Genomic DNA, 16,340 nt, shown 5'->3' with positions numbered 1-16,340 from the left:
TTAGATGCGGGAAAAACAAAAAGCTAGCCACATAAAAAACCCCGTCGCCAGGCCGGGGTTCGGAGTGGTGAGGCTGTTGTGGCTTAAAACACCTGCACGCCAAAGAAGCGACCCAGCACATTTAGCAGGAAGATCACCGCCAGGATAGCCGGAATAAAGGTACCCAGCGAGACATCGATGTATTTCTGCATTAGGCTGCCCTCAAAGCCAGGGTTGCCTTCTCGCATCTCGGCATGCAGCTTTACTTTCTTCCAGCGGTAAATGACAAACAAACACAATAACAAGCCATTAAGTGGCAGGATGCTGTAGTAAAACACATCCATAATCACATCAAAGAAGGATTTATCCGCTCCGCCGTAACTTAAGAAGCTGGTGAGCCAATCAACCCGGCCAAAGGACAAGGCCGACAGCACTGAAAGGGCAATCATCACCACGCCAAGCGTAATCAGCGAGCGACGGCGAGAAATGCCTTTGGTATCCATCAGGCTGGCTACCGGCACTTCAATGATTGATATCAATGAAGTCATGGCGGCGAAGAACACCAGCAAAAAGAAGAAGGAAGCAACAAAAGAGGCACCAAAAAAGCCGATATCCTGCTGCAGTGCCAGGAAGATTTTTGGCAGCACCATAAAGATCATGCCAATGCTGGAGTCCGTCAGCTCGGATGGATCAATGGATGGATTCGACCAAAATACCGCTGGCAAAATCAACAAACCAGCACAACAGGCTACCAGCAAGGATAAACCCGCGACCATCTTACCGGCCCCGACGATGTCATTATTTTTCTGAATGTAAGAGCCGTAGGTAATCAAAATACCCATGGCCAGGGATAGGGAGAAAAAGGCCTGCGCCAAAGAGTCGGTAAGCACCTGCACATTGATTTTGCTAAAATCAGGGATCAAAAAGAACTGTACCCCCAGCATGGCGTTGTCTAACGTCAACACATAGCCCACTAGCAGCAGTAGCATCACGAAGAGCGCAGGCATTAAGTAAGTGGCCGCCCGCTCGATCCCCTGCTTCACACCACTTTGCAAAATTAAGAACGTCAGGCTAATCACCACAGCCATATAGACATAGAGCTCATTGCTATTGATAAACACACCGAAAGCACCATCCTGCGCCAAGGTATCTAACTGCCCCATCACGGCTTTGGCTAAATAACCAAAAATCCAGACCGTAATCACCAGATAAAATACCCCGATCATAAAGGGCGTTATCACAGCCAGCCAACCCACCCCATTCCAGAATGGGGTTTGTCCGATTTTACTGTAAGCGCCATGAGGGTTCTGCCGGGTATGGCGGCCCAGACTCATTTCTGCCAACATCACCGGCAAACAGATAAAAAACACAAAAAAAGCGTACATGATTAAAAAAGCGGCGCCACCATTCTGGCTGGCCATCACCGGAAAGGCGACCAGATTACCTATACCGACGGCAGAACCTGCTGCCGCCAGAATAAAGCCGATCTTAGAACTAAACAGCTCGCGTTTCATTTTGGTTGGGACTCCCTGACATTTATTGTTAGAATTGTTTTTCGTTTTTTCAGCATGCTAACAGGGCCCGTACTGAAATCCTAGCTTTTCGGTCGCTGCATGCAGGCAGCCATCGTTTTTTCAAACGCAAACCGACTTATTACTCAAGGAAAGACCATGTTCTATATGATTTACTCGGAAGACGTTCAGGCTAGCCTGAGCAAGCGGCTGGCGAGCCGCCCTGCCCATCTGGCACGGTTGGAAGCGCTTAAGGCAGAAGGCAGACTTTTGCTGGCCGGCCCACTACCCGCCATCGACAGCCTGGAACCAGGTGAAGCTGGTTTTACCGGCTCTTTGGTAGTGGCTGAATTTGAATCTTTAGCAGACGCCCAAGCCTGGGCTGATGCGGATCCTTATCTGGCAGCTGGCGTATACGCACGCTCGACGGTAAAACCATTTAAAAAAGTGTTGCCCTAAGGAGCCAGCATGAGCGCAATTTTATTGACCGGTGGCGCCGGCTACATCGGCAGCCATACCGCGCTGGCCCTGCTACGGGCAGGCTTTGATGTGATAAGCATTGATAATTACAGCAACAGCAATGATGAGGCACTAAAGCGGGTGCAGAAGCTGGCCGGGCGCAACTTGCAAAGCTTGCAAATGGATATCCGTGATGAGCCAGCTTTAACCGCGTTGTTCAAGCAACACCGAATTTCCGCTGTGGTGCATTTTGCCGGTTTAAAAGCCGTAGGCGAGTCAACCGAGCAACCCCTGGCCTACTACGATAATAACGTAGCCGGTACCATTACCCTGTGCCGGGTGATGCAGCAAGCCCATGTCAAACGCCTGGTATTTAGTTCCTCTGCCACCGTGTACGGCGATGCTAAAACCATGCCCATTGCTGAAAGCGCACCCCGCTCAGCGACCAACCCCTATGGCCAGAGCAAGTTGATGATTGAGCACATACTGGAAGACCTGGCAGCGTCCGATCCTGCCTGGTCCATTGCCTTGCTGCGGTATTTTAATCCGGTCGGCGCAGATAAGAGCGGCCAGATAGGCGAAGATCCCAATGGCATTCCCAACAACCTGATGCCATTTATCAGCCAGGTGGCGGTGGGTAAACGAACCGAGCTCAGTGTCTTTGGCAACGATTACCCTACCAAAGATGGCACCGGGGTAAGGGACTATATCCATGTGGTCGATTTAGCCGATGGGCATTTAAAAGCGTTGGAATACGTGCAGCAACACACAGGCATCGATGCTTTTAACCTGGGCACGGGTGTTGGTTACAGTGTGCTGGATATGGTGCAGGCCTTTGCCGATAAAAATAAAGTGCCGGTACCCTACCGCATCGTGGCCCGTCGCCCTGGCGATATTGCCAGCTGCTATGCTGATCCAGGCAAAGCCAGCCAGCTGCTGCGCTGGCAAGCAAAACTGACGCTGGATGATATGGTGCAAGATAGTTGGCGATGGCAGCAACAAAACCCACACGGCTACCAAGAGTAGCCTGGCCAGGCACCAAAATACCGATCACGGCTTTTTGGTGCAAAGCGCTTTAAGCGTTAACCCCGACCAGCACGGCTTGGCTTTTTATTCACTGGCTTTGCTGCCGGGCGCTTAGCCGGTTTCTCTTCCTTTGCTTTCGGCTTTGGCTTGGCTTTTGTTTCAGTGGTACGCCCAGGTGTTTTTTCGGCAATCTGATGTTTGCGCACGGCCCGGCGCATACCGGCTATACGGCGGCGACGCTCACTGCGATCTTCGGCTTTGATCAGGCTCTGAGTTTCAGCCGGTAATTTCACCAGCTCCCGCAGATAATTGACTTCGTCCAGACTGCACTCAGCATACCCACCGGCAGGTATGTGCTTGGGCAAATGCAAATCACCGTAACGCACCCGTATTAAACGATTGACCACAGTGCCCTGCGACTCCCACATCCGGCGTACTTCGCGATTGCGCCCTTCAGTCAGCATTACATGGAACCAACGGTTTAAACCTTCACCAGGCAGTACTTTGATTTTCTTGAAGTTGGCCTGGCCATCTTCCAGCATCACGCCGGTGCGTAATTTCTGAATAATGGCATCGGTCACTTCGCCAAATACCCGTACCGCATACTCACGCTCTACTTCAAACTTTGGGTGCATTAACCGGTTGGCCAGCTCGCCGTCGGTGGTAAAGAGTAAAAGACCCGACGTATTAATATCCAGTCGACCAATGGCGATCCAACGCGAGCCCTGCAACTTAGGTAAGCGGTCAAACACCGTTGGCCGCCCTTCCGGATCGTGGCGCGAACAAATCTCACCTTCGGGCTTGTGATACGCCAGTACCCGGCAGATTTGCGCATCTTCACTGATGGTTTTCACCACATGGCCATCGACCCGGATCACTTGCTGCGGTTCGACCCGATCGCCTAAGTAAGCCACCTTACCATCGACCGAGACCCGGCCGGCACTGATCATAGTTTCCATTTCGCGGCGTGAACCTACGCCGGCGCGGGCCAATACTTTCTGTAACTTTTCACTCATTCGATGCTCTCCTGTCGTCCCGACGGTGGTGTGCTGCCAGTGCCGTTTTCGGCAGCTGACTCATTTTCTGCTAGTGATAGTTGCCGAAAAGCGGTCAGCTCCGGCAACTGGCTTAAACTTTGTAAACCAAAGTAGTCTAAAAACTGTGCTGTGGTGGCATAAAGTCCCGGGCGGCCCGGCACCTCTTTGTGCCCAACCACTTTAACCCAGCCCCGATCCAGCAAGGTACGCATGATCTGCGAGCTGACACTGACCCCCCGGATATCTTCAATCTCACCACGGGTGATGGGCTGACGATAGGCAATCAGCGCCAATGTCTCCAGCACTGCCCGTGAATAACGGGGCGAACGCTCAGGCCAAAGCTTCGCCAAGTACTCGCTGAGCTCTGGTCGGCTTTGAAAATGATAACCTGAAGCGGTTTCCAGCAATTGTACACCACGGCCGGCATAATCCTGAGTAATTTGCGCCAGAATCGCCTGCAATTTCTTCTTGCTGGGGGCAAAGTCTTCCAGTACCGTGCTTTGCAAATCCTGCAGCGACAAGGGTTGTTCAGCCGTAAAAATAGCTGCTTCGACCAATTGCAGCAATTGACTGTCGGAAATTGCCCGCTTCATGCTTCGGCTCCTGTGGCAACTTTCAGGTGGATAGGACCAAACAGCGCCACTTGAGTCAGCGTAATCAGTTTTTCTTTACTTAACTCCAGGATTGCCAGAAAACTCACCACCACGCCTTCACGGCCTTCTTCCAGTTGGAAACAATCTTCAAACGCTAGATAGTCATTTTCCTGCAACAGCGCCAGGATCCGGCTCATCCGCTCGCGGGTCGACATCTGCTCGCGTTTGATATGATGGTGCTGAAAATCCTTGGCCCGCTTCATAATATCTTTTAGTGCCAACACCAGATCTTCCACCGCTACCTCCGGCAGGATCACCAGCGGCTGAAAGTTATCGGCAAGCTTGGCCTGACCGCTGAAATAATCCCGCTCCTGGCGGGGTAATTCATCCAGATCACTGGCTGCTTGTTTGAATACTTCGTATTCTTGCAGCCGGCGAATCAGCTCAGCTCTGGGATCTGCCTCATCATCATCGGATTCCTGATGCCTTGGTAACAATAAACGGGACTTGATCTCAGCCAACATGGCTGCCATCACCAAGTACTCGGCTGCCAGTTCAAAGTTCATTTCCTGCATCAGCTCGATGTATTCCATGTACTGCTGGGTAATTTCCAGCACCGGCAACTGCACAATGTCGAACTTGTGTTTGCGGATCAGGTAAAGCAGAAAGTCGAGCGGCCCTTCGAAAGCATCCAACAGCACCTCGAGCGCATCGGGTGGGATGTATAAATCTTCCGGTCGCTCCAGCACCGCCTCGCCACGGACAAAAGCCAGTGGCAAAGGGTGCTGCATGGTTAACGGTTCTGGCAGTGTCTGCTCATCCATTGCAGTACTTAACGAAAGGGGCTGGGATCACCCATGCCTTCACGCACTATCACAGGATCGCCATCCGACAAATCCACCACTGTGGTTGGTGCTTCTGCAATAACGCCACCGTGTAGAATCAAATCGACTTGCTTTTCCAGCTGCGGTCGCATTTCATCCGGGTCGGCTTCAGCAAACTGCTGGCCCGGCAGTAACAGTGAGGTGGACATCAAAGGTTCGCCCAACTCTTCCAGCAGCGCCAGGGCAATACGGTTTTCCGGGATCCTTAAACCAATGGTTTTCTTCTTTTCGTTCAAAAAGCGCCGCGGCACTTCCTTGGTCCCTTTCAGGATAAACGTATAAGCGCCCGGGGTATTGTTTTTAATCAGTCGAAAAGCGGTATTGTCCACTTTGGCAAACAGGGATAATTCCGACAAATCACGACACATCAAAGTAAAATGGTGATCGCCACTGATTTGCCGGATGCGCAAAATGCGATCATGCGCGGTTTTATCGCCCAGGTGGCAGGCCAGTGCATAACCACTGTCGGTCGGATACACCACCACACCACCACGCTGAATAATCTGCACCGCTTGTTTGATCAAGCGCTGCTGGGGTGTATCGGGATGAATATGAAAAAACTGACTCATGCTTGTTCTTCTTATTGTTGGTAAAACGACATCATCGCTGTCGACACGACTAAAGCGGCAATGTCTGTTGCCCTGCCAGCGGCCAGTTGGCCCAGACTGGGGTCATCTCTTCGGTTAAATATAGATTTTTTCCAAGCTCATTCCAAGGCGTTGGTTGATGAAAATCAGAGCCAACCGATGCCAACAAACCATACTGTTGGCACAAAGCCCATAATTCAGCGCGTTGCTGCGGGGTTTGTTGTGGCGACACGACTTCCATGCCATCCCCGCCAGCAGTAGCAAAATCCACCACCAGACGACGCAGCCATTTGCCGGATAACTTGTATTTTAACGGATGCGCCAGCACGGCCTGCCCACCGGCTTGCTGGATCCAGCCGATAGCCTCGGCCAGTTCCACCCAGCTGGGCGGCACATAACCGGGCTTACCGCGTCCAAGATACTTATCAAAGGCCTTGCCCATGTGTTCAACCATGCCTTGCTGCACCAGATAACGCGCCACATGAGCCCGGGTTAAGGCGGCACCATTGGCCATGGCTTCGACCCCGGGATAAATATCCGGCAGCTTACAACGACGGCTAAGCCGTTCAGCAATAGCTGCCACCCGCTCAGTCCGCTTTTGCAATTGCTGCTGCAAGCGGTCTTGCAATACAGCACAGTCCGGGTCGATGTTTAAGCCTACCACATGAATTTCAAAACTTTGCCAGCTGGTAGAAAGCTCTACCCCGGCAATCAGTTGCAAGCCAGTTCCTTGCTCTGCCAGATACTGGCGAGCCTCTGGAATGGCTGCAACGGTGTCATGATCGGTAATGGCCAGCACATCCACACCACGCAGCTCAGCTCGTTGCAGCAGCTCCCGGGGCGTTAGCAGGCCATCAGAATGGCGGGTGTGGCTATGCAAATCGATTTTCATACAAACTCCTGATTGAGCTGTATTATCGCATAATTTGCCGGTAATAACGATTGCGATGCCTTAAAACATCAGGCTGAGTCGAAGCCCCAAAGCCCACTCTGTGGTGCGCTCAAAGTTGCCGCGACGCTCCTGATCAAACCAGGTTTCCGTTGGATCATAGGGTCTGCGAGTTTCAAACGAATACATAGCCCCGTACGCGTCTACTCGTAGCATGGCAGACGGATCCTGCCAACTCAAACCTGCCTGGGCATGCAAGTCGAGGCGCATGTCGCCTGAATCAAATAGCCATTGCAGTGGGTTCGCGCCAATCATGCCGTAAGGACTGATAGGTTGATTCATCGTAAAGCGCACCGTCATAAAATAGCGGGTTTTACCCTGCACATCAGCGCCATCCCGAGGCAGTCGCTGCCCCAAGACCCCAATCTCAGTAAAGTAATCGCTAAACCGTGCTTGAGCAGCCAGATAAACACCGGGGTAGGGTGCATCATCTATCCAATCCGAATGCACCCCAATCACCCAGTGGAAGCGATCTTTATTTCTTGATGATGGGCTTCGGCGCTGATAATAAGGCGTGATTGCATCCGATTGATTGACACGTAAGAGCTCACTCCCCGGTACAGACTGCCTTGGCAAGAGCTCTGCATACTCAGCAGAAAAAACAACAGGTACTAAAAGGCAACAGCTCAGGGCGAACGTGCGAGTCACAGCAAGCATAACAACATTTTCCATACAATTGTAAAAAAAGCACCTTAATTTGCAGATACTGAATGGAATCTGAACATACCTTCAAAACATAATAGCCATCCAGACATTTATAGGTTTATAATGCTGCATACAGAAAATGAACCGTTTTTTTCTGCAGAACTATTGACCTGAACTGCAAATCGCGGTTTGATAGCACAAACGATAATCAAGAACGTGATTAAAGCTAATGCAACTTCTCAATGTTTGTTCATTCACTGCAATCAACTGGTGGTGGCACACTCCCAACGGGCGTGTGTTGTAGGCGTTGTTTTAGCTTTAATAACCTGAGCCCGTTTCGATGAAACGGGCTTTTTTTTGCTTCAAATTCAGAGAATATTATGATTTTCAGTCACATAACAGAACAAGCCGGGGAAGTCGCCAGCATCGCCATGGCCATCGACTACCAACAGGATCCGTTGGCCTGTTACCAGCAGCTGGCGGCCATCAATCCATGCTCTTTGCTGCTCGAGTCGGCTGAAATCGACAGCAAAGACAATCTGAAGAGCTTGCTGCTGATTGATGCAGCCCTGCGGATTGAATGCAATGCCGATACTGTGCTCATCGAAGCACTCAGTGCCAATGGCGTCACTTTGTTGCCCTTTTTAGCCGAAAAGTTGCAGGCCGAAGCCGAGGTGGTGCAGCAGCCAGAGCAGTTAACCGTTCGTTATGCCAAAGCAGATCCCTTGCTGGATGAAGTGAACCGCTTGCAGGTTGCCAATCCCTTTAGTGTGCTACGCTGCATTCAATCGCAATTGAACAATCAGAGCGATGAACAATTCGCTATTTTCTTAGGTGGCGCTATTGGCTACGACATGATTGCCAATGTCGAACAATTGCCAGAGGTGGCCGCCGGTGATAACCAATGCCCGGACTATTTGTTTTATCTGGCCGAAACCCTGCTGATCACCGATCATCAAAGTCGCAGCAGCAAACTGATTGGTAACGTGTTTTGTGGTGAGCAAGCCGCTGCCAACTGCTTTGCCATTGGTAAACGTCTGGAGCAACTCAAACAACTGACACAACAACAGCGGCCCTTTCAACGGGTAGCCGCAGAGGCCAGCGCTGACGAAGTGCAAGTGAGTGTATCCGATGAGGACTTCAAAGCTGAGGTCACACGGTTAAAGCAACACATCGTCTGTGGTGATATTTTTCAGGTGGTACCCTCACGCTGTTTCCAGCTGCCCTGCCCTGAGCCATTGGCCGCTTATGCCCGGCTGAAACAACTGAACCCCAGCCCTTACATGTTTTACATGCAGGATCGTACCTTCAGCCTGTTTGGCGCCTCGCCTGAGTCGGCGCTTAAATTCGATGCCAGCAATCGCCAGGTCGAAATTTACCCGATTGCCGGCACCCGCCGCCGTGGTTTTCATGCCGATGGCAGCATTGATGCCGATCTGGATAGCCGCATTGAGCTGGAGCTGCGCCAGGATGAAAAGGAAAAAGCCGAACACCTGATGCTGGTAGACTTAGCCCGCAACGACGTAGCGCGAATTTCCGTACCAGGCACCCGCTATGTCAAAGAGCTGCTGAAAGTGGATCGGTATTCCTACGTCATGCACCTGGTTTCACGGGTCATCGGTACGCTGAAACCTGAACTGGATGCCTTGCATGCCTATCAGGCGTGCATGAATATGGGCACTTTGGTAGGAGCGCCGAAAGTCAAAGCTGCCGAGCTGATCCGACTGGTAGAACAAAAACGCCGTGGCAGTTATGGTGGCGCTGTTGGCTACCTGAGCGGTGATGGTAGCTTTGATAGTTGCATCGTGATCCGCTCCGCCTACGTGCAGGACGGGATGGCCTCGATTCAGGCCGGTGCCGGAGTCGTGTTTGATTCCGATCCGCAGGCCGAAGCCGATGAAACCCGGAACAAAGCCCAGGCCGTGATCCGCGCCATTCAGACAGCCGCTCAGCAGGAGGCGCTATGACCACTTTGTATATGCTCGATAATGTCGACTCCTTTACCTACAATCTGGTGGATGAGTTTGAACAACTGGGTTATCAGCTAAAACTGTACCGCAATACCGTGCCGGCTGACTTTATTATGCAACAAATTAACGGCGAGACAGGCCCCACTGCCCTGGTGCTCTCCCCTGGCCCGGGTGCTCCTGAACATGCCGGCTGCATGCCGGAACTGATTCGTCAGGCTGCCGGCAAAGTGCCTCTGCTTGGCATCTGTCTTGGTCACCAGGCACTGGTCGAACATTTTGGCGGCGTGGTGGGTCAGGCCGGTGAAACCGTGCATGGTAAAACTTCGGCGATTGCCCTGAGCGACCACCCGGTTTTTGCCGGCCTGCCTCAGCCCTTCCCGGTGGCACGCTATCACTCGCTGATTGCCACCACGGTGCCGGACTCTTTGCAGGTCATTGCCCGCTTTCACACCATACCGATGGCCATCGCGCACCGCAGCCTGCCGATCCTCGGTTTTCAGTTTCATCCCGAATCCATCCTGACCACGCTTGGCAAACCCTTGCTAAAGCAGGGTCTGGACTATCTGATGTCAAGGAGCCCTGTATGATTGCAGAACTGGTGCAAAAGCGCCTGAACGGCGGCCATTTCACGCAGCAAGAAGCCCAGCAATTCTTTGCTGCTGTGGTCGCCGGAGACGTCGATCCCATTGATCTGACCGCAGTACTGGTTGCCGGCAAGCTGCAAGGCATTCAGGCAGACGAAGTGGCCGGAGCGGCTCAAGCTCTGCGCGCTGCTGCCACACCCTTTCCAATAGCAGCACGCAACAGCATCGATTGTTGTGGCACCGGCGGAGATGGCAGCAATACCATCAATATTTCCACCACAGCAGCTATTGTCGCCGCCGCTGCCGGGCTTTCGGTTGCCAAGCACGGCAATCGCAGTGTTTCCAGCAAGTCCGGCTCGGCCGATTTGCTGGAAAGCCTGGGGGTGAATATTCAGCTATCACCCGAACAAGCCGCACAGAGCTTGCAGCAGGCTGGTTGTGCCTTTTTATTCGCCCCCCTGTATCATGCCGGTATCCGTTTTGCGATGCCGGTGCGCCAACAACTGAAAACCCGCACCCTGTTTAATGTGCTGGGCCCATTGCTAAATCCAGCCGCTCCAGGTTTTCAGCTGCTCGGTGTCTATGATCCGGCGTTAGGCCCTGTCATGGCACAGGCTCTGGCCAAGCTGGATGTGAACACAGCCTGGGTAGTGCATGGCAGTGGCTGCGATGAAATTGCGCTGCATGGCCCGACACAAGTGACTGAGCTGCGTGATGGTGCCATCCGCCAGTTCACGCTAACACCCGCCGACTTTGGCTTGCCAGAACGGGCTCTGCATGAACTGGCTGGTGGCAACCCAACTGAGAATGCCGCCGCCAGCCTGGCGATTCTGCAGGGCAAAGGCCTTGCTGCCCATCAGGATGCCATTGCTGCCAATGTCGCTGCCATGATGGCAATTACCGGGGTAAATGCTGATCTTAAAGACAATGTGGCGCATATAAAACAACTGCTTAGCACTGACGAGGGGTATCGCACCCTGCAATTGATGAAGGAGGCGTCCCATGGCTGATATTTTAAACAAGATCATTGATTTCAAGCGTCAGGAAGTGGCCCGGTTTAAAACCGAGCGCCCACTGGAAAGCTTTTTACCCCAGGTAAAACCAAGCAGCCGCCACTTTTTGGCGGCACTGCAGCAAGCCGGGCCTCGTTTTATTTTAGAGTGCAAAAAGGCCTCCCCTTCTAAAGGACTGATCCGGCCAGACTTTCGGCTGGATGAGCTGGCAGAAGTCTATGGCCAATACGCGGACTGTATCTCGGTACTGACCGATGCCGAGTTTTTCCAGGGCAGCTACGATAACCTGAGTCAGATCCGCGCTCAGGTCGAGCAGCCGTTGCTGCATAAAGACTTTATTATCGATAGCTATCAGATTTACCTCGGCCGCCTTAGCGGCGCGGATGCCGTTTTGCTGATGCTGTCGGTACTGACCAATGACGAATACCAAGAGCTGCATCAGGTCGCCGATGCGCTCGCCATGACGGTATTAACGGAAGTCAGTAATGAAGAAGAAACCCAGCGGGCTGTTGACCTTGGCGCTAAGCTGATTGGCATCAACAACCGCGATTTGCGTGATTTATCCACCGACCTGAACACCAGCTTCAGGCTGAGCCAGCTGTTGCCGGCCGATGTGACGGTGTTATCGGAGTCTGGTATCTACACCAATCAACAGGTACGCCAGCTCAGCCAGGTTGCTGATGCCTTTTTGGTAGGCAGCTCTTTAATGGCGCAGAGCGACTTAGCGCTGGCTTGCAAACGCCTGACCCGGGGTGAACACAAAGTCTGCGGCCTGACCCGCCCTGAAGATGTACAGGCCGTGGAGCAAGCAGGCGCCTGTTACGCTGGCTTGATTTTTTACAGCAAGTCGCCGCGCTCTGTCAGCCTGGCCGAGGCCAAAACCCTGGTTCAGCAAGCGGCTTTAGAGTTTGTCGGGGTTTTTGTCAATGAAAGTGAGCAGCAAGTGGCTGCCATCGCTACCGAGCTGTCACTTGCCGCGGTGCAGCTGCATGGCGACGAAGACGATGCATACATGGAGCGCCTGCGGCCCTTGCTGCCTGCCGGGACCGAGATCTGGCGGGCCTATCGGATAGCCGATAGCTTGCCCAACTTTACCAGCAAAGCCGACCGTCTGCTGCTTGATACCTATCAGCCAGGCGTTGCTGGCGGTACCGGCGAGCGCTTTAACTGGCAACTGCTTAGCAAATTGCAAAGTAAGATCCCGATCATGCTGGCGGGTGGTTTAAACCCGGACAATATTACCGACGCCCTGGCCTTGCCAGTTGCCGGCCTGGATATCAACTCCGGCATTGAACAGGCACCTGGCATCAAGGATCACGACCAATTATTTACTGCTTTTAACCGGATCAGAGAGTTTTCTTATGACAAAGCGTAGTTTACCTGCCTATTTTGGCGATTATGGCGGCATGTTTGTCCCAGAGTTACTGGTACCAGCCTTAAAGCAACTGGAGCAGGCTTTTATCGATGCCCAGGAAGATCCTGAGTTTCATGCCGAGTTCCAACATCTGCTCTCCAGCTATGCTGGCCGACCCACACCGTTAACACTGTGCCGCAACATTTCCCCCAACCCCAAGGTTAAGATTTACCTGAAACGTGAAGACTTACTGCATGGTGGCGCTCATAAAACCAATCAAGTATTGGGTCAGGCGCTGCTTGCCAAGCGAATGGGCAAACACGACATCATTGCCGAAACCGGGGCCGGTCAACATGGTGTTGCTACGGCTCTGGCCTGCGCCTTACTGGGCTTAAAATGCCGTATTTACATGGGTGCTAAAGACATTGAACGACAACAACCCAATGTGTTTCGCATGAAATTAATGGGCGCTACCGTGATCCCGGTCACTTCGGGCTCCGGCACCTTAAAAGATGCAGTCAATGAAGCCATGCGCGACTGGTCTGCCAGCTACGATAAGAGTCATTATCTGCTGGGTACTGCCGCAGGCCCACACCCCTTCCCGACCATCGTACGTGAGTTCCAGCGCATGATTGGCGAAGAAGCCAAACAGCAGATCCTGGCCGAAGAAGGCCGGCTGCCGGATGCGGTGATCGCCTGTGTCGGTGGTGGCTCCAATGCCATTGGCATGTTTGCTGATTTTATTGATGAGCCATCGGTGCAACTGATTGGCGTTGAACCCGGCGGGATGGGCATCAATACACATCAGCACGGTGCAGCGCTCAGCACCGGCAGCTACGGCATCCTGCATGGCGCCTACACCGCCATTATGCAAACAGCCGATGGTCAGATTGAAGAGTCTTACTCGGTTTCCGCCGGCCTCGATTACCCGGCTGTAGGGCCACAGCATACCCATTTGCAACAATCCGGCCGGGCCAGTTACGTCGCTATCAACGATGACGAAGCACTGGCCGCCTTTCAGTCGCTGGCCAGAAACGAAGGCATTATTCCGGCACTGGAAAGCTCGCATGCACTGGCCTATGCCATCAAGCTGGCTCAGCAAGCCGATAAGGAGCAAATCCTGTTGGTCAATTTATCCGGTCGGGGCGATAAAGACTTAACCCATGTACACAGCATTTTAACTGCACAAAGCGCACAGGAGGAGCAGGCATGAGCCGTTATCAGCAGATGTTCAACCGCCTGGAGCAGCAAAAACAAGGCGCCTTTGTCCCTTTCGTAACCATAGGGGATCCAAATCTTGAGCTGTCGTATCAGATCATTGAAGCACTGATCGCAGGTGGCGCCGATGCGCTGGAGCTGGGCATTCCATTTTCTGATCCGGTGGCCGATGGCCCCACCATTCAGGGTGCTAATATCCGTGCTCTGGCCGCAGGGGTAACCCCAGGCAGTGCGCTGGGATTGATCAGCCAACTGCGCGCCAAATACCCGGACTTACCCATTGGCCTGTTGCTGTACAGCAATCTGGTGATGGCCAAAGGCATTGATGCCTTTTACCAGCAGGCAGCCGCTGCCGGTGTCGATTCAGTACTGATTGCCGATGTGCCGCTGCATGAAAGCAAACGTTTTCGCCAGGCCGCCATGCAGCATGGGGTAGCGCCAATCTTTATAGTGCCACCGAACTGCGATGATGACAGCTTGCGTCAGGTTGCCTCGTACGGTCGTGGTTACACTTACCTGCTCAGCCGGGCCGGTGTCACTGGCACTGAAACCAAAGCAGCAGCCCCGGCCCATCATTTGATTGAGAAACTGGCCGAGTACCATGCAGCGCCAACCTTACTTGGCTTTGGCATCTCGGCACCAGAGCATGTCAAAGATGCATTGGATAGTGGTGCCGCAGGCGCTATTTCAGGTTCAGCCATCGTGCAGCGGATTGAAAAGCTGCAACAGCAGCCAGAGGCGCTGCTTCAAGAACTCACTGATTTCGTCCGGCAAATGAAAGCGGCGACTCAGCGTTAACCTAGCTTAGTCATCCCCGGCAGCCTCAACGGTTGCCGGGGCTGAATCCGCTACTTTGCTAAAAGCCATATCACGGTACGCATGGCGGCTGCCGACCTGCACCCGATGCGGCATCAGTTCAAAGCCAGTCACCTGGCGCTTTGCATCCAGTTGAAATTGAATGAGCGTATCCGCAGCTACATTGGGATCATGCCAGCGAATGACAAAACTATGATCGGCAAAGGGCTCCATGCTGCCCACTTTATTCACCATCCGCTCAGAACGAAAGCTCAGGCCTTCAGGACTATGCAGGATCTCAATGCCACCAAACCAGCGATCGGCGAAATAACCGGCATAAGCACTCAGTGGCAACAACACCTCCCCAGTCCCCACCGGTAAATCCGGCGTCCTGCGAGCTGCTCTTTGTTCACGCTCTTCGCGTTCTTGTTGTAAAAAAGCAATCCAGTTTTGCGGCTCAGGTACTGCCAGATAGCTATCCAAAATGGACTGCACCACAGCCGTCCTGGCGCCACTGTCCGAGCCATTATTCAGTACCACCACCCCAAGCTGCAGCTCCGGAACCAAAGCAACATAGGCCTGATAGCCGGATAAGGTGCCGGTATGATGCACCACCTTATAGCCATGCATATCCTGCATCCGCCAACCGAGGCCATACGCACTGAAATTGGTTTGATGCAGCTGGCGGGTACGATTGGTCACCGCCATCAGCGTATTGGGTGACCACATTTCATCCAGTTGCTGCTGGCTAAACACCCTATAGGCTGCGTTTGGTGCCTGATACTGCTCCAGCAAATACTGCAGCCACTTGGTCATCTCAGCAGCGCTACACACCAGCCCCCCTGCAGCAGCTGACATCAGGCCTTTACCATCAATGCCATTACGCGGAATACTAAAATAATCACCATTGCGGCGGCCATAGCCAACCGCACTGTTGGCAACCGCTGTATCCGGTACATCGCCGGCATAGCAAGCCATGCCAAGCGGCTGGAAAATACGTTCTGCCACAAAGTCTTCCCAGGGTTGCTGCGCCACACGGGCAACCAGCTCCGCAGCTGTTATGTAAAACACATTACTGTAACCGTAATTGTTGCGAAAGCTAAACTCTGGCGTCAGATAACGCAGATTGTGGATCACCTCCTGGCGGCTAAAACCGGATGGTTCAGGCCAAATCATACTATCGCCGGCACCACCGACCAAACCACTGCGATGCGACAGCAAATCACGAATGGTAAACTCACTGGTGACCCAGGGGTCCTGCAGCCGAAACTCTGGCAAGTGATCAATTACCTTATCATCCCAGCTCAGCTTGCCCTCATCCACCAATATGGCCACACTGGCCGCCGTAAAGGCTTTGCTGGCAGAAGCCAGCCGGAAGTAGCTGTCGGCAGCAACCGGTAACTGGTTTTCCAAATCCCGGTAGCCATAGCCAGCCAGATGCTCGACTTCCCCCTGATGCACCACAGCGATTGACATACCTGGGGTATCAAACGCTTGAATAGATTGTGTCACTAAGTCAGAGATCGACAGCTCGGCGGCAGGTTCAGCTTGGCTAACACTGCACGACAACCAAACAGCAGTAGTAACCAGCTTTAAACTAGGAATTAAATATTTCATGGCAGGAATAAATTATTACGAATGATTCCAGCTTATCACAGCGAAGCTGATCATATCCAGCGCCGTCAGGCGCTTCAACGCAAAAAGCCCTACACATCGTGTAGGGCTTTTCTATTGAA

The 16,340-nt window shown here is 52.9% G+C and carries 16 protein-coding genes; 8 read left to right on the top strand and 8 right to left on the bottom strand.

All coding sequences use genetic code 11. The annotated features are described in order from the left end of the window. Positions 1-83 precede the first annotated feature (83 nt). Positions 84-1,493, bottom strand: a complete 1,410-nt coding sequence (locus JJU14_RS00080) for a sodium-dependent transporter (RefSeq protein WP_228610302.1) — start codon at positions 1,491-1,493, stop codon at positions 84-86. Between the two features lie 156 nt (positions 1,494-1,649). On the opposite strand from JJU14_RS00080, the gene JJU14_RS00075 reads away from it, so the two are divergent. After that, positions 1,650-1,949, top strand: a complete 300-nt coding sequence (locus tag JJU14_RS00075) for a YciI family protein (RefSeq protein ID WP_091341008.1) — start codon at positions 1,650-1,652, stop codon at positions 1,947-1,949. Between the two features lie 9 nt (positions 1,950-1,958). Further along, positions 1,959-2,975, top strand: a complete 1,017-nt coding sequence (gene galE / locus JJU14_RS00070; RefSeq protein ID WP_228610300.1) for a UDP-glucose 4-epimerase GalE — start codon at positions 1,959-1,961, stop codon at positions 2,973-2,975. A gap of 56 nt (positions 2,976-3,031) precedes the next feature. Here galE and rluB read toward each other — a convergent pair whose 3' ends face one another. Genes rluB through JJU14_RS00040 form a run of 6 tightly spaced genes read right to left on the bottom strand, consistent with a single transcriptional unit; the run spans position 3,032 to position 7,601 of the window. Continuing rightward, positions 3,032-3,991 (bottom strand): 23S rRNA pseudouridine(2605) synthase RluB, encoded by a 960-nt coding sequence (rluB, locus tag JJU14_RS00065; protein WP_228610298.1) that lies wholly within the window; start codon positions 3,989-3,991, stop codon positions 3,032-3,034. After that, positions 3,988-4,605 carry an SMC-Scp complex subunit ScpB gene (gene scpB / locus JJU14_RS00060; RefSeq protein ID WP_228610296.1) on the bottom strand — a complete coding sequence of 206 codons (618 nt, stop codon included), beginning with the start codon at positions 4,603-4,605 and terminating at the stop codon, positions 3,988-3,990. Before scpB ends, rluB begins: the two co-directional genes overlap by 4 nt. Continuing rightward, positions 4,602-5,429, bottom strand: coding sequence for a segregation/condensation protein A (locus tag JJU14_RS00055; protein ID WP_228610294.1), 828 nt, complete (start codon positions 5,427-5,429; stop codon positions 4,602-4,604). The genes scpB and JJU14_RS00055 overlap by 4 nt, the downstream gene beginning before the upstream one ends. A gap of 8 nt (positions 5,430-5,437) precedes the next feature. After that, on the bottom strand, positions 5,438-6,058 hold the full coding sequence (locus tag JJU14_RS00050; protein ID WP_228610292.1) for an L-threonylcarbamoyladenylate synthase: 621 nt from the start codon (positions 6,056-6,058) through the stop codon (positions 5,438-5,440). Between the two features lie 49 nt (positions 6,059-6,107). Next, positions 6,108-6,968 (bottom strand): PHP domain-containing protein, encoded by an 861-nt coding sequence (locus JJU14_RS00045; protein WP_228610290.1) that lies wholly within the window; start codon positions 6,966-6,968, stop codon positions 6,108-6,110. A 60-nt stretch (positions 6,969-7,028) separates the two neighbouring features. After that, a complete protein-coding gene (locus JJU14_RS00040) occupies positions 7,029-7,601 on the bottom strand; it encodes a hypothetical protein (protein ID WP_228610288.1) in 573 nt (190 codons plus the stop codon). A gap of 449 nt (positions 7,602-8,050) precedes the next feature. On the opposite strand from JJU14_RS00040, the gene JJU14_RS00035 reads away from it, so the two are divergent. Genes JJU14_RS00035 through trpA form a run of 6 tightly spaced genes read left to right on the top strand, consistent with a single transcriptional unit; the run spans position 8,051 to position 14,607 of the window. Next, entirely contained in the window at positions 8,051-9,637 is a 1,587-nt protein-coding gene (locus JJU14_RS00035) for an anthranilate synthase component 1 (protein WP_228610286.1), read from the top strand. Then, positions 9,634-10,227, top strand: a complete 594-nt coding sequence (locus tag JJU14_RS00030) for an aminodeoxychorismate/anthranilate synthase component II (protein ID WP_228610284.1) — start codon at positions 9,634-9,636, stop codon at positions 10,225-10,227. The genes JJU14_RS00035 and JJU14_RS00030 overlap by 4 nt, the downstream gene beginning before the upstream one ends. Beyond that, positions 10,224-11,234 carry an anthranilate phosphoribosyltransferase gene (trpD, locus tag JJU14_RS00025; protein WP_228610282.1) on the top strand — a complete coding sequence of 337 codons (1,011 nt, stop codon included), beginning with the start codon at positions 10,224-10,226 and terminating at the stop codon, positions 11,232-11,234. The genes JJU14_RS00030 and trpD overlap by 4 nt, the downstream gene beginning before the upstream one ends. Then, entirely contained in the window at positions 11,227-12,612 is a 1,386-nt protein-coding gene (gene trpCF, locus JJU14_RS00020) for a bifunctional indole-3-glycerol-phosphate synthase TrpC/phosphoribosylanthranilate isomerase TrpF (RefSeq protein WP_228610280.1), read from the top strand. Before trpD ends, trpCF begins: the two co-directional genes overlap by 8 nt. Continuing rightward, the gene (gene trpB, locus JJU14_RS00015; RefSeq protein ID WP_228610278.1) at positions 12,599-13,804 is read left to right on the top strand and encodes a tryptophan synthase subunit beta; all 1,206 of its coding nucleotides are present in this window, start codon (positions 12,599-12,601) and stop codon (positions 13,802-13,804) included. Before trpCF ends, trpB begins: the two co-directional genes overlap by 14 nt. Next, entirely contained in the window at positions 13,801-14,607 is an 807-nt protein-coding gene (trpA, locus tag JJU14_RS00010; protein ID WP_228610276.1) for a tryptophan synthase subunit alpha, read from the top strand. Before trpB ends, trpA begins: the two co-directional genes overlap by 4 nt. Positions 14,608-14,613: 6 nt before the next feature. On the opposite strand, the gene JJU14_RS00005 is transcribed toward trpA, so the two are convergent. Then, entirely contained in the window at positions 14,614-16,221 is a 1,608-nt protein-coding gene (locus JJU14_RS00005) for a serine hydrolase (RefSeq protein WP_228610274.1), read from the bottom strand. Positions 16,222-16,340 lie beyond the last annotated feature (119 nt).

The sequence above is a fragment of the Alkalimonas sp. genome, assembly GCF_020831925.1.
GTDB lineage: Bacteria > Pseudomonadota > Gammaproteobacteria > Enterobacterales > Alteromonadaceae > Alkalimonas.
Note: the sequence above shows the minus strand (reverse complement) of the source record. Positions and strands in the feature narration are given on the sequence as shown.